At 33.9% G+C, this 22,857-nt stretch carries 17 protein-coding genes; 14 read left to right on the forward strand and 3 right to left on the reverse strand.

Annotation, left to right across the window (positions count from 1 at the left end; translation table 11 throughout):
- Positions 1-107 precede the first annotated feature (107 nt).
- The 4 genes from Q4Q35_RS18105 (at position 108) to Q4Q35_RS18120 (ending at position 10,669) form a co-directional block, all read left to right on the forward strand.
- On the forward strand, positions 108-4,283 hold the full coding sequence (locus tag Q4Q35_RS18105) for a LamG-like jellyroll fold domain-containing protein (RefSeq protein WP_303279430.1): 4,176 nt from the start codon (positions 108-110) through the stop codon (positions 4,281-4,283).
- Between the two features lie 188 nt (positions 4,284-4,471).
- Positions 4,472-7,933, forward strand: a complete 3,462-nt coding sequence (locus Q4Q35_RS18110) for a LamG-like jellyroll fold domain-containing protein (RefSeq protein WP_303279431.1) — start codon at positions 4,472-4,474, stop codon at positions 7,931-7,933.
- Positions 7,934-8,051: 118 nt separating this feature from the next.
- The gene (locus Q4Q35_RS18115; RefSeq protein WP_303279432.1) at positions 8,052-8,660 is read left to right on the forward strand and encodes a hypothetical protein; all 609 of its coding nucleotides are present in this window, start codon (positions 8,052-8,054) and stop codon (positions 8,658-8,660) included.
- Between the two features lie 293 nt (positions 8,661-8,953).
- On the forward strand, positions 8,954-10,669 hold the full coding sequence (locus Q4Q35_RS18120) for a hypothetical protein (protein WP_303279433.1): 1,716 nt from the start codon (positions 8,954-8,956) through the stop codon (positions 10,667-10,669).
- 85 nt (positions 10,670-10,754) lie between these two features.
- On the opposite strand, the gene Q4Q35_RS18125 is transcribed toward Q4Q35_RS18120, so the two are convergent.
- The 3 genes from Q4Q35_RS18125 to Q4Q35_RS18135 form a co-directional block, all read right to left on the reverse strand.
- Positions 10,755-10,991 carry a hypothetical protein gene (locus Q4Q35_RS18125; protein WP_303279434.1) on the reverse strand — a complete coding sequence of 79 codons (237 nt, stop codon included), beginning with the start codon at positions 10,989-10,991 and terminating at the stop codon, positions 10,755-10,757.
- A gap of 86 nt (positions 10,992-11,077) precedes the next feature.
- Positions 11,078-12,688, reverse strand: coding sequence for a phytoene desaturase family protein (locus tag Q4Q35_RS18130; RefSeq protein ID WP_303279435.1), 1,611 nt, complete (start codon positions 12,686-12,688; stop codon positions 11,078-11,080).
- Between the two features lie 26 nt (positions 12,689-12,714).
- A complete protein-coding gene (locus tag Q4Q35_RS18135) occupies positions 12,715-13,959 on the reverse strand; it encodes an NAD(P)/FAD-dependent oxidoreductase (RefSeq protein WP_303279436.1) in 1,245 nt (414 codons plus the stop codon).
- A 106-nt stretch (positions 13,960-14,065) separates the two neighbouring features.
- Here Q4Q35_RS18135 and flxA point away from each other — a divergent pair, with 106 nt between their 5' ends.
- The 10 genes from flxA to Q4Q35_RS18185 are packed head-to-tail and all read left to right on the forward strand — an operon-like array spanning position 14,066 to position 22,856.
- Complete coding sequence (gene flxA / locus Q4Q35_RS18140) at positions 14,066-15,589, forward strand: flexirubin biosynthesis tyrosine ammonia-lyase FlxA (RefSeq protein ID WP_303279437.1); 1,524 nt, start codon at positions 14,066-14,068, stop codon at positions 15,587-15,589.
- A gap of 13 nt (positions 15,590-15,602) precedes the next feature.
- Entirely contained in the window at positions 15,603-16,742 is a 1,140-nt protein-coding gene (locus Q4Q35_RS18145) for a WG repeat-containing protein (protein WP_303279438.1), read from the forward strand.
- 38 nt (positions 16,743-16,780) lie between these two features.
- Positions 16,781-17,512, forward strand: a complete 732-nt coding sequence (flxB, locus tag Q4Q35_RS18150) for a flexirubin biosynthesis SDR family reductase FlxB (protein ID WP_303279522.1) — start codon at positions 16,781-16,783, stop codon at positions 17,510-17,512.
- A gap of 14 nt (positions 17,513-17,526) precedes the next feature.
- A complete protein-coding gene (locus Q4Q35_RS18155) occupies positions 17,527-18,750 on the forward strand; it encodes a beta-ketoacyl-[acyl-carrier-protein] synthase family protein (RefSeq protein ID WP_303279439.1) in 1,224 nt (407 codons plus the stop codon).
- Positions 18,751-18,752: 2 nt separating this feature from the next.
- Positions 18,753-18,995 (forward strand): acyl carrier protein, encoded by a 243-nt coding sequence (locus tag Q4Q35_RS18160; protein ID WP_303279440.1) that lies wholly within the window; start codon positions 18,753-18,755, stop codon positions 18,993-18,995.
- A gap of 15 nt (positions 18,996-19,010) precedes the next feature.
- Entirely contained in the window at positions 19,011-19,895 is an 885-nt protein-coding gene (locus Q4Q35_RS18165; protein WP_303279441.1) for a lysophospholipid acyltransferase family protein, read from the forward strand.
- A 1-nt stretch (position 19,896) separates the two neighbouring features.
- Entirely contained in the window at positions 19,897-20,820 is a 924-nt protein-coding gene (locus Q4Q35_RS18170) for a dialkylrecorsinol condensing enzyme DarA (RefSeq protein WP_303279442.1), read from the forward strand.
- A gap of 11 nt (positions 20,821-20,831) precedes the next feature.
- Positions 20,832-21,968: a dialkylresorcinol biosynthesis protein DarB gene (gene darB / locus Q4Q35_RS18175; protein WP_303279443.1), complete on the forward strand. Its 1,137-nt coding sequence runs from the start codon at positions 20,832-20,834 to the stop codon at positions 21,966-21,968.
- A 1-nt stretch (position 21,969) separates the two neighbouring features.
- A complete protein-coding gene (locus Q4Q35_RS18180; protein WP_303279444.1) occupies positions 21,970-22,401 on the forward strand; it encodes a hotdog family protein in 432 nt (143 codons plus the stop codon).
- On the forward strand, positions 22,401-22,856 hold the full coding sequence (locus Q4Q35_RS18185; RefSeq protein WP_303279445.1) for a hotdog family protein: 456 nt from the start codon (positions 22,401-22,403) through the stop codon (positions 22,854-22,856). The genes Q4Q35_RS18180 and Q4Q35_RS18185 overlap by 1 nt, the downstream gene beginning before the upstream one ends.
- Position 22,857: the final 1 nt, after the last annotated feature.

Below are 22,857 nucleotides of genomic sequence, written 5' to 3' on the forward strand. Positions count from 1 at the left end.
TGTAAATTTATGACGAGGGATTTAAGTTTTATCTTAAAGTTGTGTCAATTAACTTTAAGTGTAAATGTTTTGTATATATAGATTACTAACCATAAATCCCTTGTAAAATGAAAGACAAAATTATCTTTTTTTGTATGCTCATAGCCGTGAGCAGTTTATCGTATTCCCAAACCCCAAACATCGTAGTAATAATTGCAGACGATATGGGCTGGTCTCAAGTTAGTACCGGACTAACCAACCTTAATAATCCTAGTGATTTTTATGAAACCCCTACCTTAGAGACTTTAGCCAGTCAAGGTATTGCTTTTCCTTATGCCTATGTTAATGGTGCTAATTGTGCGCCAACCAGAGCAGCATTGTTAAGTGGGCAATATGCCTCACGACCCACCAATAACATTTTTAATGTTTATGATTTAAACAGAGGAAATACGAGTTCCAATTCTACATTAATTGGACCCGATATGGGTTTAGCGTCTAATAACAATATAGACGAAATACCATCAAGCGCTATAACCATAGCAGAAACAATGAAAACAGCAGGCTATACAACAGCACATCTAGGTAAGTTTCATGTAGGAGAAAATGAAGCTTCTAATACGTCTAATAATGCACCTACCGATCAAGGTTTTGATTATAATTATGGAGGTGGTACGTCTGGAGCACCAGGAAGTTATTTTGCATCAAGTAGTGCGCCTTATACCTTTAGTAGTAATATAGGATCTGAATTAGATGTCTATGCAAGTCCTTACACGGCAGCAGAATCTTTAATGCTTGCAGGAGACAACTCGCTAGAAGGAACTCCTAAACACGTAACCGATGCTATGGCAGATGCAGCCATTGATTTTATGGAAGCAGAAAAGAGCAATCCATTTTTTATGCATTTTAGTAATTATGCCATTCATGGACCATTTAATCAGGCAAACGCCAGACCAGATTTATATGCTAAATACGATACTAAAACGCCTAGTCAAATGGGGCACAATAGTAAAGGACAAGCTGCTATTGCAGAAGGTATGGACCAAACTATAGGAAGGTTAATAGACTATTTAAAAACAACAGCAGATCCAAGAAATCCTGGTAACATGTTATCAGAAAACACCTTAGTATATTTTATTTCAGATAACGGGGGGGCAATAAGTAGTGATGATGCTGGCCCATTACGCGGTATGAAAGGAGAATATTATGAAGGCGGTATTAGATCGGTAACCATAGCATGGTCTGAAGCACCATGGTTAGCAAATAAAGGAACCATTAATACAACACCAATAATAGCGTTTGATTTATACCCTACTTTAGTAGAGATGGGAGGAGGTACGCTTCCAGGAGGTGGCTATGAGATTGATGGAGCCAGTCAATGGCAAATGTTAACAAATGGAACTAGCATGACCCGAGAATCAATCTACTGGCACTTTCCCGGATACCTTATAGATTCGAACCGAGACCAAAGACCAGTATCAATAATAAGAAAAGGCGATTATAAATTAATTTATAATTATGAAACAGTATCGTATGAGTTATACGATCTTATAAACGATATTAGTGAAGCTACAAACCTATTGTCTGGTAGTCCAGACCAAGCTACGTTGGTAATCGCTAATGATATGAGCACCGATTTACAAAATCATTTAATTGCTGTTTCGGCACCATTACCTACATATAGAAGTGATGGTACAACAGTTGCATTGCCATATATAATAAGTACTAGCGGAGGGACACCTAATTCAACAGATGGCTGTCAAGCTATAAGCGGATACAATGCTTATTGGGATTTTGATATCGCTAGTGATGCTAATGATGCTTCCGGTAACGGAAATGATCCAAACCCTATTAATGGAACATTAACTTATGATACAGTAGACTTTAAAGAAGGTGATCAATCCGTTGTTTTTGACGGAACTGTAGATGTTAATTATAGCTCTGCTACTTTTATGTCTCTTGCAACATCTGCCAGAACAGTTTCTGCTTGGATAAAGCCAACGAATTTAAATGGTATTCAGGAAGTTTTTGATGAAGGAGGTAACACTGTTGGTATAGCGATTCGATTAAATGGTTCAAATTTAGAGTCCATAGTCAGGAGTTCACTAACCGTTGCAGATAGTATAACAGCAGCATTTCCAAATGATGGAGATTGGCATCATATCGGTCTTGTTTATGATGGCACTAATACGAGTCACAAGTTATTTATAGATGGCGTAGAAGTAGCATCCAGTAATGCAGCACCTAGTTCTATTACGTCTCATAACACAACCGGAGGCGGTATTGGAGGTGTTATAGGCAGTTGGGATAGTTTTACGAATGCAGCCGATAGTTATTTTACAGGAAAAATGGATGCTTTTGCAGTGTACGATTCAGTATTGAGTGATACTCAAATAAACGATGCTGCATGTGTGGCATTAACAAATTCAACAGCAGGGTGTCAACCAACAAGTGGTTTTGAAGCACTTTGGGATTTTGATATTGTAAGTAATGCCGATGATGCTTCTGGAAATGGACATGATCCAAATCCTATGAATGGGACACTAACTTATGATTTAGTCGATTTCATGGAAGGCGATCAATCTGCAGTTTTTGATGGTACAGTAGATATACAATACAGTTCAGGAGCTTTTTTAACAGCTGCATTAACAACTAGAAGTTATGCGGTTTGGATTAAACCAACTGCATTGTCCGGTTTTCAGGAAGTTATGGATGAAGGAGGAGGAAATCAAGGCCTAGCTTTACGATTAAACGGAAGTAATTTGGAAGCTATTATTAGAAGTGGTACAACTAATTTTACACAAATAACCGCAGCCTTTCCAAGTGACGGTGCATGGCATCATGTGGCTTTTGTTTATGATGGTGGCATTACCAGTCTTAAATTGTATATAGATGGTGTTGAAGTAGCATCAGATAATAGCGCTTTGAGTTCAATTGCTTCACATACAGGAATAGGAGGTATTGGAGGTGTTATTGGAGGTAAAGATGCTTTTGGAAATGCTTTAGATAGTTATTTTATAGGTAAAATGGATGGTTACGCAGTATATGATGCAGCTTTAACATTAGCTCAGGTTCAAGAAACAGCATGCATAAGTCAACAAGTAGTAGCTAATGCGGGACCAGATGTAACAATTTGCGAAGGAGATACAACTACTTTAACAGCAAGTGGAGGAACTACCTATTTGTGGAGTACAGGAGCCACAACAGCTAGTATTAATGTGAGTCCTGTTACCACTACAACGTACACCGTAACAGTTTCAGATGGAGTTACTTCTGATAACGATGATGTGATTGTAACAGTCAATCCAGTACCTACAGCAGATGCCGGAGCAGATGTAACAATAAACCAAGGTGATTCGACCACGTTAACGGCAACAGGAGGTGGTACTTATTTATGGAGTACAGGAGAAACTACTGCGAGTATAGTAGTGAGCCCAACAGCAACGACAACTTATACAGTAACTGTTACACAAAATGGTTGTAGCTCTAATGATGATGTTATTGTAACTGTAAATCCAGTAGCATGTACGTATTCTGTGATAAATACTGAAGGTTTTGAATCTGGTTGGGGAATTTGGAATGATGGAGGTTCAGATTCATTTAGAGACTCAAACGCGATTTACGCCACTACCGGAAGTTACAGTATGCGCCTTAGAGATAATACTTCAACATCGGTTGGAACTACAGATAATTTAGATTTAACAACTTACGAAGAAATTACAATCGATTTTGGTTATTATTGTAGAAGTATGGATAATAGTAATGAAGATTTTTGGTTGCAAATATCTACTGATGGTGGAGGTAGCTTTACAACTGTTGAAGAATGGAATAGAGATGATGAGTTTGTAAACAATCAATTTTATACAGATCAAGTTATAATTTCCGGTCCCTTTACTACTAATACACAGTTGAGGTTTAGAGCTGATGCTTCAGGAAATTCAGACTGGGTATATATTGACGATATTGTTATTAGTGGATGTAGCAGCTCAGGCGGATCTTCAAAATCGATTTCTAAAAACCCAAAAACAGAAATTGCTGCTAAGGTGGAAGATTTTGATACAACAGAAACCGCCGCTCCTATATTATATCCTAATCCTTTTAGAGAGCGATTAATTATTAAGATTCAGGAAACATATAATCGATCTAATATAAAAATATTCAATATACTTGGTCAAATGATCATTGAAAGGAGTTATTTTGGAGATACATTGATTGAGATGCCAACTTCGAATTTGGATAGTGGGCAGTATTTAATTAATATAAATATTGATGGGAAAACCGTTCAGAAACGGGTAGTGAAAGATTAGAAATAGATTAAAAAATTATAACGTTATTATATTTAAAAGAGAAGGATTTATTCTTCTCTTTTTTTGTTTTTTATTAATCTATTTCCTACCTAAAAAAGATGTATTTAAATAAAAAATCGATGAAATGTATTGTTTTTTCGTTCAAATGATATATTTTTGTAAGACTTTAATTGCTAAAATCCAAATCTATGAACACCAATACTCTCTGGACATTGCTATTATTTACAATAGTGGTTACAAAAATGTATACGCAATCTCCAAACGTTATTGTTATTATAGCCGACGACATGGGATGGTCTCAAGTTAGTACTGGATTAACGAACCTTAACAACCCAAGTGACTTTTTCGAAACACCTAATTTAGAGACATTAGCAAGCGGAGGTATAAGTTTTCCTTACGGTTATGTTAATGGTTCTAACTGTGCACCAACCAGAGCAGCTCTTTTAAGTGGGCAGTATGCCTCACGAGCAACAAATAATATATTTGCTGTAGATAACCTAAACAGAGGTGGCAATTCAACCTTACTAGTAGGTCCAGATAACGGATTACCTAGCGGTGTAGACGAACTCCCTAAAGAAGCTATTACACTTGCAGAAACTATGAAGACTGCCGGTTATGCAACGGTTCATTTAGGAAAGTATCATGTAGGAGAGAATGAAGCCACAGATGTTTCGGATAATGCTGCAACCGACCAAGGATTTGATGTAAACTATGGAGGAGGAACAAAAGGAAACCCGGGGGATTATTTTGCTTCAAACAGTGGAGTACCATATACATTTGGAAGTAATATAGGCCCCGAATTAGATGCTTATGCCGAACCTTATACAACAGCAGAATCAAATATGTTAGCGGGAGATACCTCTTTAACCGGGACAGCAAAACATGTTACTGATGCTTTAGCAGATGCTGCGATGGATTTTATAGATACAAACATAAACAGTCCATTTTTTATGCATTTTAGCAATTTTGCGATACATGGGCCATTTAACCCGAGTGATGCAAGACCAGATTTAAGAGCAAAATATGAAGCTAAAGCAATAAGTGATCCCAGTTCAATGGGACATGACAGAAAACCGGGGCAAGCGGCTTTGGCTGAGGGAATGGATCAAACAATAGGAAGATTAATAAATTATTTAAAAACGACAGCAGATCCGAGAAACCCAGGTAATATGTTATCTGAAAATACTTTAGTGTATTTTATATCAGATAATGGAGGCGCCGTCCACAGTGATGATGCCGGACCATTAAGAGGGATGAAAGGCGAGTGGTACGAAGGAGGCATTAGATCTGTTAGTATAGTATGGTCTGAAGCTCCTTGGTTGGTAAATAAAGGAACAGTTAATACAACACCTATAGTTGGATTTGATATTTATCCAACATGTGTTGAAGTAGCTGGAGGCACTTTACCGGGAGGAGGCTATGATATTGATGGTGTAAGTCATTGGCAAATGTTAACTAATGGAACCGCTCTGAGTAGAGATGCATTATATTGGCATTACCCGGGATATCTTATAGATTCAAATCGAGATGCGAGACCGGTTTCAATTATTAGAAAAGGAGATTATAAGTTGATCTATAATTATGAAACAACGTCTTACGAACTATATGATTTAATAAACGATATAAGTGAAGCTACTAATTTATTAGCAGGTAGTCCTGATTTAGCGATATTAACTATAGGTAATGATATGAGTACCGATTTGCAAAATCATTTAATAAATATATCGGCTCCTTTACCAACTTATAGAAGTAATGGAGAGACGGTAGACTTGCCATATATTATAAGTACAAGTGGAGCAGGGCCAAACTCAACAGATGGTTGCCAAGCAGTAAGTGGTTATGAAGCTTATTGGGATTTCGATTCCGCAAGTGATGCTAATGATGCATCAGGTAATGGACATGATCCTAACCCTGTGAATGGGACACTAACTTATGATTCTGTAGATTTTAAGGAAGGAGATCAATCTGTAGTATTCGATGGAACAGTAGATATTAACTATAGCAGTGCTACATTTATGTCGCAGACAACATCTGCAAGAACAGTTTCAGCATGGATTAAACCAACAAGTTTAACAGGCGTTCAGGAAATATTTGATGAAGGAGGGAATACCATAGGCATAGCCATGAGGCTTAATGGTTCAAATTTAGAATCCATTATAAGAGAAACTGTTTCAGTTTCTGATGTATTAAGTGCCAGTTTTCCATCAGATGGTGATTGGCATCATGTGGCTTTAGTATATGATGGTGGCAATACAAGTCATAAATTATATATAGATGGTGTTGAGGTAGCTACAAGTAGTTCCGCACCGGCTTCAATAGGCTCACACAATACAACAGGAGGAGGTATAGGAGGCGTGATAGGTAGTTGGGATAGTTTTGTTGTTTCGGCTGATAGTTATTTTACAGGTAAAATGGATGCGTTTTCTGTTTATAATGCGGCTCTCTCTGCTTCACAAATAGAAGAAGCTTCATGCTTAGTTGTTGCCAATTCTACAGCAGGATGTCAACCTACAGCAGGATACGAAGCTTTTTGGGATTTTGATTTTGCGAGTGATGCTGATGATGCATCAGGAAATGATCATAACCCTACTTTAGCACCTACAGGAGCTATTACTTACGATGATGTAGATTTTAAAGAAGGAGATCGATCAGTAATTTTTGATGGTACAGAAGCTATTCAATATGCAACAAATTCTACATCACCAGATAGTTTTCTAAATTTAATAACCAATTCGAGAAGTATTATGGTATGGATTAAGCCATCTTCTTTAACGGGGATTCAGAATATATTTGATGAAGGCGGTCAAAATAGAGGTATTGCCATAAGGCTTAACAATGCTAATTTGGAAGCTATAGTAAGAGAAACTTCTAGCGTAGCAGACCAAATTAGTGCTTCATTTCCTAATGATGGTGATTGGCACCATATTGCATTTATTTATAATCAAACGAGTACCACTCAAAAATTATATATAGATGGTGCTGAGGTCGCTACAAGTAGTAGTACTCCGGCATCACTAATAAGCCATTATAGTTATGGCGGAATTGGTGGTAAATTAAGTGGTAATGATAGTTTTCAAAACGCTTCCGATACCTATTTTACAGGAAAGATGGATGCTTTTGCAGTATACGATGATTATGTTTTAACACCAACTGAGATTCAAAATGCGTATCCTATTTGGTATTTAGATGCAGATGGAGATAATTATGCAGTATCAACCCAAGTACAATGTACTAGCCCGGGAATAGGTTATACTACAACAGTATTGCCGGTAACAGATTGTGATGACAGCGATCCGGGGATCAATCCAGGAGCCACCGAGATTACAGGAAATACCGTTGATGAAGACTGTGATGGTGAAGCTCAAAATCCATTAAGCAATGAAAAATATGGTCTGGAAAATATAATTATAGCACCAAACCCTTTTAATAATAATATAACCATAAAATTGCCATTGGGCTTAAACCATAAAGACTATAACATTTCACTATATGATTTAAGAGGCAGGTTAATAATTGATAAAAAATATCCAAGCGCCCATGAAACAATACATGTTTTAGAATTAGATAAACTGGAAAGTGCCACATATATTTTTAAAATCATTAACAAAGAAACAGGAGATTCAATTACAAGAAGACTAATTAAGCACTAAGCCTATTTAAACTTTTTTGGATTGAAGCTATGTAACTATCTGATTTGTAGATTTTTTATGTAAAATTCTAACTAAATTAATTATGTTTGTAAAAACTATAATTCAATAATAACTAACCATGAAAAAACAATTAACAATTATTTTAGTATTATTTTGTGCTTCTTTTGTGTTTTCACAAAAAGCAAAAGTATTAGAGGGCGATTTTAAAAACCTAAAAGGGATTACAGCTTATAATTTAGAATTTGATTATGCTAATTTAGAAATCCCGAAGTATGATTCTGAAGAGGAATTTCTTAAAGATAAAATGAAGAAACGTGAGGATAAAAATCCTGGATCGGGAGAAGAATTTAAAAAATCTTGGTTTGCTGATAGAGAAAACCGCTATGAGCCAAAATTTATTGAATCTTTCAATAAAAGATTTGATGAAGGGCAAATAAAAGTAGGGAAGGATCTTGCAGGTGCAGAATATACAATGAAAATTAAAACCACGTTTATGTATGCGGGTTATAATGTTGGTGTTGTGAGACAAAACTCAAAGGTTGATGCTATCATTTCAGTATATAAAACAGGAAACCCAAACAATATTCTTTTTTCTGTAAAGTACACTAAAGCAGAAGGTAATGGTGCTTTTGGTAATGATTATAATTCGGGATATCGAATTTCAGAGGCTTATGCGAAATTAGCAAAAACTCTTGCAGCACATATTAAGAAAAAAACGAAAAAATAAAAACATTAAAAAAGACTTAATGTTAATGGTCTTTTAGGTACAGGTCATATTAATTATTAAAAGAGGTTGTCTAAAATCAAGGCAATCTTTTTTTTTATAGCTATGGGGTTCCACAACATTCTTTATCATTCTTGTTTTGGTTTGGAAAGGTAATTTAAAACTGTCCGAAATGAAATTCCACTTTATATTATAAATTCTAAGAATAGTTATCTAAAAAGGTTATTATCCCTAATTTTTTATGTTAAATTAGCGCTTATTAATTAAAGTGAAAAATAACCCCAAAAAATAAACTAATGATTAACAAACTTTTATTCGTATTACTTTTAAGCTCACTTAGTATATTCGCTCAAGACCCAAAACTATCCGATAAATTCACTGTTGAAGTTGGAGAAGAATATGGGGAAACGGATGGCAAGATAAAGGTGTTTTTTAAGCATAATGATTACGCAGTAGCAATAAACAGTCAAAAAAAGGATTTGATTATTCAGAAATTTGACACTAAGACTCTTAAGGAAATAGAAAGAATAGAGTTAAAAAACTTTATGAAGGATAAAGGAGGAAATAAAGAAATAATACAGATGGGAAATAAAGCTTTATTTTTCTATGAAGCTTGGAATAGAGATGAACAAGTTGAGTCATTGATGGCTGTTAATATTTCTTTAGATGATTTAGCTGTAGGTGATCCATATACTTTTCTTAGTCAACAAGGTAAAATAGTTATCGTACGACATAAACTTTCAGGTTCAAAACCATTGGTAATGATGCAGGTATTTGGAGGGAAGTATTTTTTTAAAAAATCTTTTGATGAACAAAAACTATTGGTTACATATAGATTAAAACCAGAATTTAGAAATGATTCTAAGAGTTTTGATCGGATTGCCATGCATGTATTTGATTCAGAATTAAAGTTGGAATGGAATGAGGTTGTAGAAATGCCGTACACAGAGAAAAAAATGAATAATGGAGATTACACTATTGATAGAGATGGTAATTTTTATATGTTAGCTATGGTGTATGAAGATGATAGTACAGATGAAAAAAAGAAAAAAAAGAAAGATGCTAATTATCATTTGGAATTATTTAAAATTGTTAAGAATACAAATACTATTATAAAAAATGAGATACAAATAGGAGATAAATTTATTGATGATGCATCTCTTTATGAAAATGCAGAAGGAAATATTGTAATTGGAGGGACTTGTAAAAACCCAGATAAAGGAAAATCAATACCGTTTTTTTCTACCAAAGAAAAAGGGCAAGCTACAGGTGTTTTCACAATTAACTTAACAGAAGAAGGAGGGGTACGAGATTTTAAAAATTATGATTTCCCTGTTGAGATGTTAAGAAAGTTTTCCACAAGAAAAGAGAAAAAAAATATTAATAAAAAAAATAAAAAAGAAGAAGAAAAACCGGTTTTCAATTTCTTAGAGCTTAATTCAATAGCATTAAATAGTGATGGTAGCTTTTTAATTCTTGGTGAACAAAGGTATATATTACAAAAAAGTGATTATGGAGAAGGTTTTCCTAGATATACTCAGGTTTTTGATGAAGATGCTTTTATGATGAGTTTAAAAGGATTGTCTTTTCATTTTAGAGACATTCTAGCTGCAAAAATAAATGCAGATGGTACATTAGCCTGGATGCATAAACTACCAAAAAGACAAAGAGGAGTAAATCGTAAAGGGTCCATGTCTTATACGCACATGTTTGCTGGGGATAATCATTATTTATTATTTTTAGATAATGTAAAAAACTTGGATTTACCAGAGGATAAAGTTCCATATAAACACACAGATGGGCAAGGAGGATATTTTACAACTTACATCATTAATGACAAAACAGGAGAGGTTAAAAAAGAAGCTGTTTTTAATACCCGGGATATTAACGGTACAGAAATGGAGCATTTTGAAACAGATAAAATCCTACCTCTTTCCGATTCTGAAATCTTAATTGAAGGCTTTGAGGGAAGAAGTAAGGATTTTTTAGTGAAAGTTAGTGCTAAGAAATAGAACTTCATTTCTATTTACAAATGATAAATAATAGCCACCTAAAATTTACTTTTAGGTGGTTTTTGTTATAAATGGGTATAAATGTTTAATCGAAAAGAATTCCTCGAGGCTCTGCCTCGGGGTTTCCGTTGAAATTGTCATTCCCGTGAAAACGGGAATCTAAATACAGAATTTCGGTTTTTGACCTTTTTAGGCCAAAATGAAACCAGCGAAATACCTCTATGGCTCTGCCTCGAGGATAGTTGGTTTCAAGAAATTCTTTATTAACTCCAAATGAATTTACGTGTATTTGCCGTTCCTGCGTAGGCAGGAATCCACTCAAAAATATAGTTTAGATTTCTTATTTTACAGAAATAGCATTGATTTTTTAATGAATAAAACCACACTTTCTTAAATTCCTTTTATCATTTAAACAGTTACTGTTTTATTAGCTTTGTTCATTTTTTTAAATACCCGCCAAGATCTCAATTTTAATATAGTTGTAGCACATAGTACCCCCGAAAGCATGGCTCCAGAGACACCTACTAAGGTGATATCTTGTCCCGTTAATTTCAATCCTTTTATTTTAGTTTTTGGTCTTAGAAAAGGTAATTTAAACCTGTTTGGAGTGTGTGCTAAACCATATATTTCACCATGTTTATAGTTGGAAAAATGCCTGGTAGAAAGCGGCGAAGAAACTTCGGTTACCTGTACATGGCCTTTAAGCTGTGGGAATAAACTATATATTTTATTCAACATGGTCATTTCAAAGTTAGCCTTCATTTTTTTGTAAGCGTCATCCCGGTTCATCCAAGGTTGGTTTTCGTAAGCCGAAAACCAATCGTATAGACCTACAGACATTGCCTGTATAGTTGATGTTCCTGGGTTTTCTGTTTCCCATTCAGAATCTTTTGCAGAAGGAAACGAGATATAAGCAAAATTATTTGGAGCGTCTGCTAGATTGGTTTTTTCAATCAATTCATCTGTGTTCTCGTTAGCGTAATACCAAACATTATGCTTAGGTAGATTTAATTCTGCACTCGATTTATTTAACCCAATATACAAACACATATGTCCACTTGCTGGTTTAACCTCACGTAAGTTGAAGTTGCATCGTTTCTTTGCACTTTTTGAGAGTAGTTGATTAAATGTGTTATCAACCCCAACGTTACTAATGACATTTGAGGATTTTATAACCGTATTGTCTATTTTAATGCCTGTTACTTTATTGTTTTTAGTAATAATTTCTTGTACATCTGCATTAATAAATACTTTGCTTCCTAAAGCGTTTAAAACTTCAATGATGTTATGGCAAATTTTATCTGCACCGCCTTTAGGATAATAGCCTCCTTCCATAAAATGAGCAATAACCATGGCGTGTGCTCCAAAGCTACTATACTTTGGCGACAATCCATAATTACCACATTGTCCACAAAGAACTGCAATTAAAAGTTTGTTGTCAGTCAGTTTACTTAATACTTCCCAAGTGGTTTTTTGAGAATAATGAGCGTATCTTTTTCTAATAATCCACCCAAGAGATTTACTTAGCCAAGGTTCGAAAACTTTTTCAAAAAAGAAAGCCGCCCCTCTTTTATTGGCCTTTTCTATTAATGATATGTATTTATTAATGACATCTTCTTCTTTTGGAAAATAGGCAATGAATTGTTTTCTAAAGTTTTCTTTTCCAGCTCTAAACTGGTACTTTTTTCCTCCAACATGTACTACATCGTACACGTTACCCATAGATTCCCACTTCAGCTTATCGTCGGTAATAAAATTAAACATGCCAAGTAATGACTCATTTTTATCCATATTACCAACATAATGAACTCCGACATCCCACTTAAAACCATGCTTTCTTTTAAAACTGTGTGTAAACCCTCCCGGGACATAGTGACGTTCAAAAACAGCCACTTTTTTTCCTGCCTTAGCCAACCAAGTAGCAGCTGTTAGTCCTCCAATACCTGAACCTATAACAAAATACTCGTAGCCCGAAAAATCCATATCAGACGAAAAAGTTTCGTAATTTTTTTTGTGCATAAAGGAGTGTCCCGAGCTTAGTTAGTTTATGTATGTTGTGTTTCTCCTAACTTAATGATGTGAGCCAGGTTTTGTATAATTTTATGATGTTTTTTTACAAATGGATTGGTTTCATCCCAAACATAACCAGCCAGAACAGAACAAATTTGTGTTTTAATTTCTGGGTTTTCAGGTCTATGAAAAAATAAGGTTTGTAAATTTCCGGTGTACCATTCTTTAACATAGGTAGCAAAAACGTTAACCCCCTTTTTAATGTAATTGGCATAATCTTCTTCCCAATCTACAACGTCATTATTTAATTCTCTGGTTATAAGTTTTGCAGCCAGTAATGCAGATTCTGTTGCAAAAGTAACACCCGAAGAAAATACGGGATCCAAAAATTCTGCACTATTTCCTGTTAGTGCATAGCCTTTTCCATACAACTGCTTAACAGATTTTGAATAGTTTTTTATGTTTATGGGCTCAAATAAAAAGTCGAGATCTTTAAAACGGTCATAATAATAATCTGAAAGTTTCAGCATTTCAGTTAGCTTTTCAGTATTATTTCCTTCAAACGATTCCATGTATTCTGTATCGCTTACATAACCAATACTTGTTACTCCGTTAGAAAAAGGAATAACCCACAACCATGTATTAGTATCTATAACATCAAAAGTAATAAGAGTACCCTCTCTTCCTTCTGGTCGTTTAATATCCTTTACATGAGTAAAAATGGAAGAATGTTTAGGTAAAGCCGAAGGAACATCAAGGTTTAATAATCTTGGCAAAACACGACCATAACCACTGGAATCGACAATAAATTTTGCATTGATAGTTGAGATATCTCCTTGTTTATTTTTAATAGTTGTTTTTGAAACGCCGTTTTCATCGAAAACGACATCAGTTACTTCATGTTCAAAAGCGATATCAACACCTTTTTTTATAAGCTCTTTGCTAAGTACGTCATCAAAATCTGCTCTCGGCACTTGCCAGGTCCAATCCCAACCTTTAGTATGCTTGTCACTAAAGTCAAAATTACATACAACATCACCTTTTAAAAAGCGAGCGCCATCTTTTCGTTCAAAACCCTGAGCTTTTAAACACTCTAAAAGACCTACTTCTTCAAAATGATCCATACATCTTGGAAGTAAGCTTTCTCCTATAACAAACCTAGGGAAATTACTTTTTTCGACAACTTTAATCTTTAGTCCATTATTCTGTAAGTAAGAGGCAGCAACACATCCGGAGGGGCCCGCACCAATAATTAAAACATCAACATTTGTATTACTCATTATTTTTATAGTGTAGATTCATTTATTATTATAAATTTACAGACCAAAATAACTACAATGCTTCAGTTATAAAAATTTATTTATTAAATATATTGAAAATATATAGATGTTAAAACTTAAGGAGAAACTAGGTATCGAAGATTTTTACAAAATAATATTCGAAAACCATTCTATTCAAATTGATGATAGCGTATTAGAGACTGTTGAAAAGAGTTTTGTTTTTTTAAAGGAATTTTCAGAAAACAAAGTCATTTATGGAGTAAACACGGGTTTTGGCCCAATGGCTCAATACAAAATTAAAAACTCAGAGAGAATCCAATTACAGTATAACTTAATAAGAAGTCATGCTTCCGGTACCGGGAATATAATTCCACCTATGTATGTTAAAGCAGCCATGTTAGCCCGGCTAAATACACTGTCTTTAGGGAATTCTGGCGTACATAAGTATGTTGTTGAATTAATGGCAGAGCTAATCAATAAAGATATTACACCATTAATTTATGAACATGGGGGTGTTGGCGCAAGTGGAGATTTAGTACAATTAGCACATTTGGCTTTGGTTTTAATTGGTGAAGGCGAAGTGTTTTATAAAGGAAAGCGCCAACCGACAAAGGATGTTTTTGAAGCTGAAAACTTGAAACCAATTACGGTAGAATTACGTGAAGGTTTAGGTTTAATAAATGGAACTTCAGTGATGACAGGTATTGGTATAGTAAATGCCATTTATGCAAGAAGGTTACTAAATTGGATGATTTCCTGTTCTGCTGCCATTAATGAAATTGTAGAAGCCTATGATGATCACTTGTCTTATGAATTAAACCAGTCTAAACAACATATAGGGCAACGCAAAATCGCAGAAGAGATGCGTGAGCATTTAAAAGACAGTTCTTTAACCAGAAAGCGCGAACATCATTTGTACGAGAACAATAATGACCATGTTTCGGTTTTTGAAGATAAAGTACAAGAATACTATTCGTTGCGTTGTGTACCACAAATATTAGGGCCTGTTTTAGATACATTAAACAGAGTTGAAAGGATATTAATTGAAGAAATAAATTCAGCAAATGATAACCCAATTGTTAATGTAGAAGAAAAACATGTTTATCATGGAGGAAATTTCCACGGTGATTATGTATCTTTAGAAATGGATAAGCTAAAAATAGTAGTCACAAAACTAAGCATGTTAGCAGAAAGACAACTTAACTATTTGTTAAACCCTAACCTAAATAATATTCTCCCAGCTTTTGTAAACCTTGGAAAATTAGGACTGAATTTTGGTATGCAAGGTGTGCAGTTTACAGCGACATCTACAACTGCCGAAAATCAAACACTGTCAAATCCAATGTACGTGCACAGTATCCCGAATAATAATGATAATCAAGATATTGTAAGTATGGGAACCAATGCAGCTTTAATAACTAAAAAAGTTATTGAAAATGCGTTTGAAGTTGTGGCTATAGAAATGATAACGGTTATTCAAGCTATAGAATATCTTAAAGTACAGGACAAAGTGTCTTCAAAAACAAGAAAAATGTACGATGAAATAAGACAAATAGTACCTGCTTTTACAGAAGATGTTATTATGTATCCTTACGTTAATAAAGTAAAGGATTTTATTATAAACAATTAAAAACAGTGTTATTATGAAAACAAAATACATTTTAATTTTTACTTTCGTTTTAAACCTTTTTTCAATTTCGGCTCAAGAATTAGCTCTAGTTAGAGAAAATGGTGTGTTTGGTTATATAAATACTTCTGGAGAATATGTTATTGAACCTCAATTTGAAGTAGCAAAAAACTTTTCTGGCAATTTAGCAGCAGCAAGTCAAGATAAAAAGTGGGGGTTTATAGATACCTCGGGTAAATGGGCTATCCAACCGGAGTATGATAAAGTTAAAGCGTTTCATGCTGGCTTCGCTTTGGTTCTTAAAGGTAAACAATGGAGTTATATTGATAGTTCCAATAAGACTTTAACTACGCCTGTTCAAGAAAAATATTATGATTTTAATGATGATGGCATAGCCTTTTTTAGAGTAGAAAAAAAATTAGGACTTTTAGGAACAGATGGAAAGCTTATCATCGAACCAACTTACGATGTAATTAAGCCTTTTGTTGACGGTTATGCCAGAGTAAGAAATGGTGAAAATTGGGGAATGATAGACAAAAAAGGAACTGTAACTATTCCTTTAGAATATTCTGGAATTGGAAGTTATAATAGTACTGGAATTTGGGCTAAAAAAGGAGAGACTTTTGGGATTATTTCAAATGGTGAATTTAATATGGTATCTGGTGTAGATAAGATTTGGGATTTTAATGATAAATCTAATCTTACTTATGCCCGTAGTAACAAAAAAGTTGGATTTATTGATAATAAAGGTAAATGGGTTATAGAACCACAATACGCAAAAGTAAGATCTTTTAGCAATGGATTAGCACCTGTTCTTAAAGGTAAATCTTGGGGTTATATTAATACAAAAGGAGAAGAAGTTACAGGATTTATTTATAAAGATGCTGAAATATTTTCAGCAGATGGATTGGCTCCAGTAAAGAGTAAAAAACTATGGGGATTCATAGATAAAACAGGAAAGTTAGTTATCCCCGAAAAATACGAAATTACGGCAGGTGGGTTCTCTATCTTTACAAAGAACAACTTAAAAGGATTTAAAAACGGTTTGGCTAGAGTAAAACTTGATAAAAAATGGGCTTTTTTAAATGTAAAAGGCGAGGCGCTAGGAAACAAATGGTACCAAAATGTTGAACTATTTGTAAACACGAACCAATAACCTTAAAGTATTAAATGAACAAAATTGAAAGTGACAAAATGAAATACGCTTTAGTAACCGGAGGTTCAAGAGGAATAGGTAAAGCTGTTTGTGTTCAATTAGCAAAAGATACTAACTATCATATCTTAATAAATTATAATAGTAATAAAGACGCAGCTTTAAATACTTTGGAAGAAGTTGAAAATGCTGGAGGAACCGGAGAAATATTACAGTTTAATGTTGTTAATGCAGACGAAGTTAAGGAAGTACTTGATGCCTGGCAGGACAATAATAAAGATGCTGTTATAGAAGTACTGGTTAATAATGCAGGTATTACAAAGGATGGTTTATTTATGTGGATGCCTCATAACGATTGGCAAGATGTTATTAACACGTCTCTTAATGGGTTTTTTAATGTAACAAATCATTTAATTCAGAAATTATTGGTAAATCGATATGGAAGAATTATTAATATGGTTTCTGTTTCTGGATTAAAAGGCACACCCGGGCAAACTAATTATTCGGCAGCAAAAGGAGCGGTAATAGCAGCTACTAAAGCATTAGCGCAAGAAGTAGCAAAGAGAAATATTACTGTAAACGCAGTAGCTCCTGGGTTTATAAAAACAGATATGACCCATGATCTTAACGAAAAAGAATTAAAGAAAATGATTCCTGCAAATCGGTTTGGAGAAGCCGAAGAAGTAGCACACGCCGTTTCTTTTTTATCTTCAAAAAAAGCTTCTTATATTACAGGAGAAGTAATAAATATAAATGGAGGCATTTATTCATAAATTAATGTTGTAGAATGAAGAGAGTTGTTATCACGGGAATGGGGATTTATTCTTGTATTGGTGAGAATTTAGAAGAAGTAAAGACGTCATTATATAATGGTAAATCTGGAATTAAGGTAGATAAAGATAGAATTCCTTTTGGATACCGCTCCCCATTAACAGGAATGGTAGAAGAGCCGGACTTAAAAAAATACCTTTCAAGAAGGCAGCGTTTAAGTTTAGGTGAAGAAGGAGCTTATGCCTACATTGCAACTATTGAAGCACTAGAAAATGCTAAAATAACTCAAGATTTTTTGGATGCAAACGAAGTAGGAATACTTTATGGTAATGATAGTACAGCAAAAGCAGTTATAAACTCTGTAGACAAAATTAGAGAGAAAAAAGATACTGCCCTGGTTGGTTCTGGAGCTATATTTCAAGCCATGAATTCTACAGTAACCATGAACCTCTCAACAATATTTAAGCTTAGAGGTGTTAATTTTACAATAAGTGCAGCTTGTGCCAGTGGCTCACATGCTATAGGTATGGCTTATCAACTTATAAAAAGTGGGTTACAAGATTGTATTATTTGTGGAGGCGCTCAAGAAATAAATAAATTTGCCATGGGTAGTTTTGATGGTTTAGGTGTGTTTTCGACAGTTATAGACCAACCGGAAAAAGCCTCGCGCCCATTCGATAAAAGCAGAGATGGCTTAGTGCCAAGTGGTGGAGCAGCAACTTTAGTAGTAGAGAGCTACGAATCGGCTGTAAAAAGAGGTGCACCAATTTTAGGGGAAATAATTGGATATGGTTTTTCTTCTAATGGTGAGCATATATCGACCCCAAATGTTGATGGTCCAACAAATGCTATGTCTAAAGCTATTGAACAAGCAAATATAGATTCTAAAGCGATTGATTATGTAAATGCCCATGCAACTTCAACACCGGTTGGAGATGCTAATGAGGCTAAAGCTATATTTAAAGTGTTTGGAGAGAATGGTCCCTGTGTTAGTTCTACAAAATCGATGACAGGTCATGAATGTTGGATGGCTGGTGCTAGCGAAGTTATTTATTCGATGCTTATGATGCAGCATGACTTTATTGCTCCAAATATAAATTTAGAGCAGCCAGACGAAGATGCTTCTAAATTAAATTTAGTAAGTAAAACGTTAGATAAAAAAATTGATGTATTTTTGTCGAATTCTTTTGGATTTGGAGGAACAAATTCAGCATTAATAATCAAAAAAATAAAAGAATAAAGATGAATAAAGAAGTTATTATTGAAAAAATAAACGACTTTCTTGTTGATGAATTTGAAGTTGAAACTGAAGATATTTCACCTGAAGCTAACTTAAAAGAAACTCTTGAGCTGGACAGTTTAGATTTTGTAGACCTTGTTGTTTCTATCGAATCTAATTTTGGCGTTAAATTAGTAGGAGAAGATTTTGTAAATATAATAACACTTCAAGATTTTTACGATCTTATTGAGAACAAACTAAAATAACTATACTAAATATTTATGGCTGCTGAATGGAAAGGAAAGTCCAGAGGAACAGTTCTAGGCTACAAAATATTTGTGTTTTGTATGAAAAAGCTGGGGTTGTCTTCAGCTTATTTTATTTTGTATTTTGTCGCTGCCTACTTCTGCTTTTTTACATTGGATAGCACAAAAGCTTCTTACTATTATTTCCATAAAAGACTAAAATATTCTAAGCTTAAAAGTATATTAAATATTTACAGAAGTTATTACGTTTTTGGGCAAACAATAATAGATAAAGTAGCTATTTCTTCTGGGTTGAAGTCCAAATTTACTTATGATTTTGATGGTGTAGAGCGTATAAAAGAAATATTAAAACAAAAAAAAGGAGGTATCCTTATAAGTGGTCATATGGGTAATTTTGAAATTGCCGAGCACTTTTTTGGAGAATTAGAAGACAACGATTGTATAAGCTTGCTTACAACTAATATTGAGCATACAGCCATAAAGGATTATCTTGATGGTATCACAAAAAAATCTAATATAAAATTTATCCTTATTAAAGAAGACTTTTCTCATATATTTGAAATTAATGCAGCATTGGCGAGAAACGAAATTGTATGCATTACAGGAGATCGTTTTTTCAAGGATTCAAAGTATTTAGAACAAGAGTTATTAGGCAAAAAAGCCAAGTTTCCTGCAGGGCCGTTTCTTATAAGTTCTAGGTTACAAGTTCCTGTTCTTTTTGTGTACGTATTGAAAGAAACCAGAAATCACTATCATCTTTATGCAAGAAAAGCGCAAGAAAAACATGGAGATGCTAAAGCTTTATTAAAAGAATATACTCAAAGTTTGGAGTCGATGATTGAAAAATACCCATTACAATGGTTTAATTATTTCGATTTTTGGGATGCAAAAAAAGAATAAGATGAAGAACATTTTAGTAATACATTATTCTCAATCTGGGCAACTAACAGAAATCGTAAATAATATAGCGACACCACTTGCCAATTCTGAAGATGTTAAAGTGGTACATCATCAAATAGAAATGGAAACACCTTTTGCGTTTCCGTGGAAAAAAAAAGACTTTTTAAATATATTTCCTGAATCTTTTCTTCAAATACCTTCAAAAATATCACCCATACCTGAAGATATATTAAATCAAAAATTCGATTTAGTAATTCTAGGGTATTCCGTTTGGTATTTAAGCCCCTCAATTCCAACAAATTCTTTTTTAACTTCTCCAGAAGCTAAAAAGTTACTAGCAAATACACCAGTAATTACAGTTATTGGTTGTAGAAATATGTGGATAATGGCTCAAGAAAAAGTAAAAAAAATGCTAAAAGGGCTAAATTCAAAATTAGTTGGTAATATTGTTTTAAGAGACAGGCATATAAATCACATTAGTGTTATAACTATAGTACAATGGATGTTTACCGGAGAGAAAAAAAAGTACTTAGGGATATTTCCTAAACCAGGAGTGTCTCAAAAGGATATTGATGAATCTTCAAGATTTGGCAATGTTATATTAAACCATTTAACTAATAACAAACTCGAAGATCTCCAAAAAGACTTAATAAAAGAAGAAGCTGTAGTAATAAAACCTTTTTTGGTCTTGGCAGACAAACGAGCTAATATTTTATTTGGTAAATGGGCAAAACTTATTTATTCGAAAGGTGAAGCAAATGCCGTTGGACGTACAATCTGGGTTAAAATGTTTAACTTTTATTTATTATTTGCCATTTGGGTTATTGCTCCCTTAGTTTTTATTTTATTTTTGTTGACTTATTTGCCTTTTTCTGGAAAAATAAAAAAAGATAAAAAATATTATTCATCTGTAGAAATTAAATAGAAGGGATTTAAATGAAAGACGTTTACATAACAAGAATATCAAAATTTTTACCTAACGCTCCAGTTGGCAATGATGAAATGGAAAGCATTTTGGGGCAAATTAATGGAAAACCTTCTAGAGCCAAAAGAGTTGTTTTAAGAAATAATGGTATAAAAGAACGATATTACGCTATTAATAGTCAAGGTGAAATTACCCATACCAATGCAGAATTAACAAAAGAAGCCATAACAAAATTATTTGACGATTCGTTTACTCAAAACAATATGGAATTATTATGCTGTGGCACGTCTTCTCCAGATCAGTTGTTGCCTTCGCATGCAGTCATGGTTCATGGTTTATTAGCAAATAAAAATTTAGAAGTAAACTCTGCATCGGGCATTTGCTGTGCAGGTATGAGTTCTTTAAAGTTCGGTTTTTTGTCTGTTAAATCGGAAAATTCTAACAATGCAGTTTGTACAGGGTCAGAAAGATCTTCAACACGAATGATGGCAAGTATGTTTAATGAAGAGGCAGAGTCGCTATCAAGTTTAGAAGATCAGCCTATTATAGCATTTAAAAAAGAATTTTTACGCTGGATGCTATCAGATGGAGCCGGAGCCATGTTGTTAGAAAACAAAAAAAATGAAACAGGACTTTCTTTAAAAATAGACTGGATGGAAGCCTATTCGTTTGCTTACGAATTAGAGACCTGTATGTATTCTGGAGGAGAAAAGCAGGAAGATGGCTCAATAAAACCCTGGACAGAATACAGTTCTAAACAGTGGTTAGAGGATTCTATCTTTTCTGTAAAACAAGATGTTAAAATTTTGGAGGAGCATGTTATTAGTAAAGGCGTTGAAAGCTTAGAAATGGTCTTTGAAAAGTATTCTAAAGACCCTTCAGATATCGATTATTTTTTACCTCATATATCATCTAATTATTTTGCCGAAAAATTAAAAACCGGTATTAAAGAAAAAGGATTAAAGATACCCGAAAGTAGCTGGTTTACTAATTTGAGTAGCGTAGGAAATGTTGGTTCTGCATCCATTTATTTAATGCTCGAAGAATTAGTGCATTCCGGAAGATTGAAAAAAGGAGACAAAATATTGCTGTCTGTACCAGAAAGCGGTAGGTTTTCTTATGCTTATGCGCATTTAACTGTTTGTTAAAATGATTCTGTTAGAAAAACCAATTACAAATATAGAACACTTAATTCCGCAAAAAACACCTTTTGTGATGGTCGATACTTTGCTAGGTTTTTCTAATACAAATGTAGTATCCTCATTAAAAGTTTTAGAGGCCAACATTTTTTTTGAAAACAAGGTACTATCTGAATCTGGGTTAATAGAAAATATGGCACAAACAGTGGCACTTCATACAGGATACAATTATTTTTTAAAAGGAGAGCCTGCCCCAACGGGTTATATAGGCTCTATTAAAAAAGTAGAGATTTCCAGATTGCCTCAATTACATGAAACCATAAAAACAGAAGCTCATATTTTACACGAATTTATGGGAGTGACTTTAGTAGAAATAACTGTTTTTAATGCCGAAAAAGAAAAAATTGCTTCAAGTATAATGAAAACGGTTATTGCGAATTAATGATTGATCTTGATAAAATAGATGTTTCCAATTTTTTACCACACCGTCCTCCATTTTTAATGATAGACAAAGTGCTCGTTCTTAATGATGAACAAGTATCTACGTCATTTAAAATTAAAGAAGACAATCTTTTTGTTGAGAATAACTATTTTAGTGAAATGGGATTGGTAGAAAATGCAGCACAAACTTGTTCATCAATAGTAGGTAAAAGTTTTTTTAATGATGATGATATCGAAGGAGAAGGAGCTAATTTAATAGGCTTTATTAGTGCTATAAAAAAAGTAACGCTGTTTTCTTGCCCTAAAGTAGGTAGCACCATAATATCCAGTGCGAAATTAACATCAAGATACGATACAGATAGTTATAGTATATGTTCTTTAGAATGTAATATTTATGAAGAATCAGTCCAATTATTATCTTGTGAGATGAATTTGGTTATTAAAGATTTGAAATAAC

The sequence above is a fragment of the Flavivirga aquimarina genome, from assembly GCF_030540835.1.
In the GTDB taxonomy this organism is placed as follows: Bacteria; Bacteroidota; Bacteroidia; order Flavobacteriales; family Flavobacteriaceae; genus Flavivirga; species Flavivirga aquimarina.

What these genes read in the sequence shown, in the direction of transcription:
- Q4Q35_RS18105 (WP_303279430.1), top strand. Translation starts at nt 108, where the DNA reads ATGAAAGACAAAATTATCTTTTTTTGTATGCTCATAGCCGTGAGCAGT.
- Q4Q35_RS18110 (WP_303279431.1), top strand. Translation starts at nt 4,472, where the DNA reads ATGAACACCAATACTCTCTGGACATTGCTATTATTTACAATAGTGGTT.
- Q4Q35_RS18115 (WP_303279432.1), top strand. Translation starts at nt 8,052, where the DNA reads ATGAAAAAACAATTAACAATTATTTTAGTATTATTTTGTGCTTCTTTT.
- Q4Q35_RS18120 (WP_303279433.1), top strand. Translation starts at nt 8,954, where the DNA reads ATGATTAACAAACTTTTATTCGTATTACTTTTAAGCTCACTTAGTATA.
- Q4Q35_RS18130 (WP_303279435.1), bottom strand. Translation starts at nt 12,688, where the DNA reads ATGCACAAAAAAAATTACGAAACTTTTTCGTCTGATATGGATTTTTCG.
- Q4Q35_RS18135 (WP_303279436.1), bottom strand. Translation starts at nt 13,959, where the DNA reads ATGAGTAATACAAATGTTGATGTTTTAATTATTGGTGCGGGCCCCTCC.
- flxA (WP_303279437.1), top strand. Translation starts at nt 14,066, where the DNA reads ATGTTAAAACTTAAGGAGAAACTAGGTATCGAAGATTTTTACAAAATA.
- Q4Q35_RS18145 (WP_303279438.1), top strand. Translation starts at nt 15,603, where the DNA reads ATGAAAACAAAATACATTTTAATTTTTACTTTCGTTTTAAACCTTTTT.
- flxB (WP_303279522.1), top strand. Translation starts at nt 16,781, where the DNA reads ATGAAATACGCTTTAGTAACCGGAGGTTCAAGAGGAATAGGTAAAGCT.
- Q4Q35_RS18155 (WP_303279439.1), top strand. Translation starts at nt 17,527, where the DNA reads ATGAAGAGAGTTGTTATCACGGGAATGGGGATTTATTCTTGTATTGGT.
- Q4Q35_RS18160 (WP_303279440.1), top strand. Translation starts at nt 18,753, where the DNA reads ATGAATAAAGAAGTTATTATTGAAAAAATAAACGACTTTCTTGTTGAT.
- Q4Q35_RS18165 (WP_303279441.1), top strand. Translation starts at nt 19,011, where the DNA reads ATGGCTGCTGAATGGAAAGGAAAGTCCAGAGGAACAGTTCTAGGCTAC.
- Q4Q35_RS18170 (WP_303279442.1), top strand. Translation starts at nt 19,897, where the DNA reads ATGAAGAACATTTTAGTAATACATTATTCTCAATCTGGGCAACTAACA.
- darB (WP_303279443.1), top strand. Translation starts at nt 20,832, where the DNA reads ATGAAAGACGTTTACATAACAAGAATATCAAAATTTTTACCTAACGCT.
- Q4Q35_RS18180 (WP_303279444.1), top strand. Translation starts at nt 21,970, where the DNA reads ATGATTCTGTTAGAAAAACCAATTACAAATATAGAACACTTAATTCCG.
- Q4Q35_RS18185 (WP_303279445.1), top strand. Translation starts at nt 22,401, where the DNA reads ATGATTGATCTTGATAAAATAGATGTTTCCAATTTTTTACCACACCGT.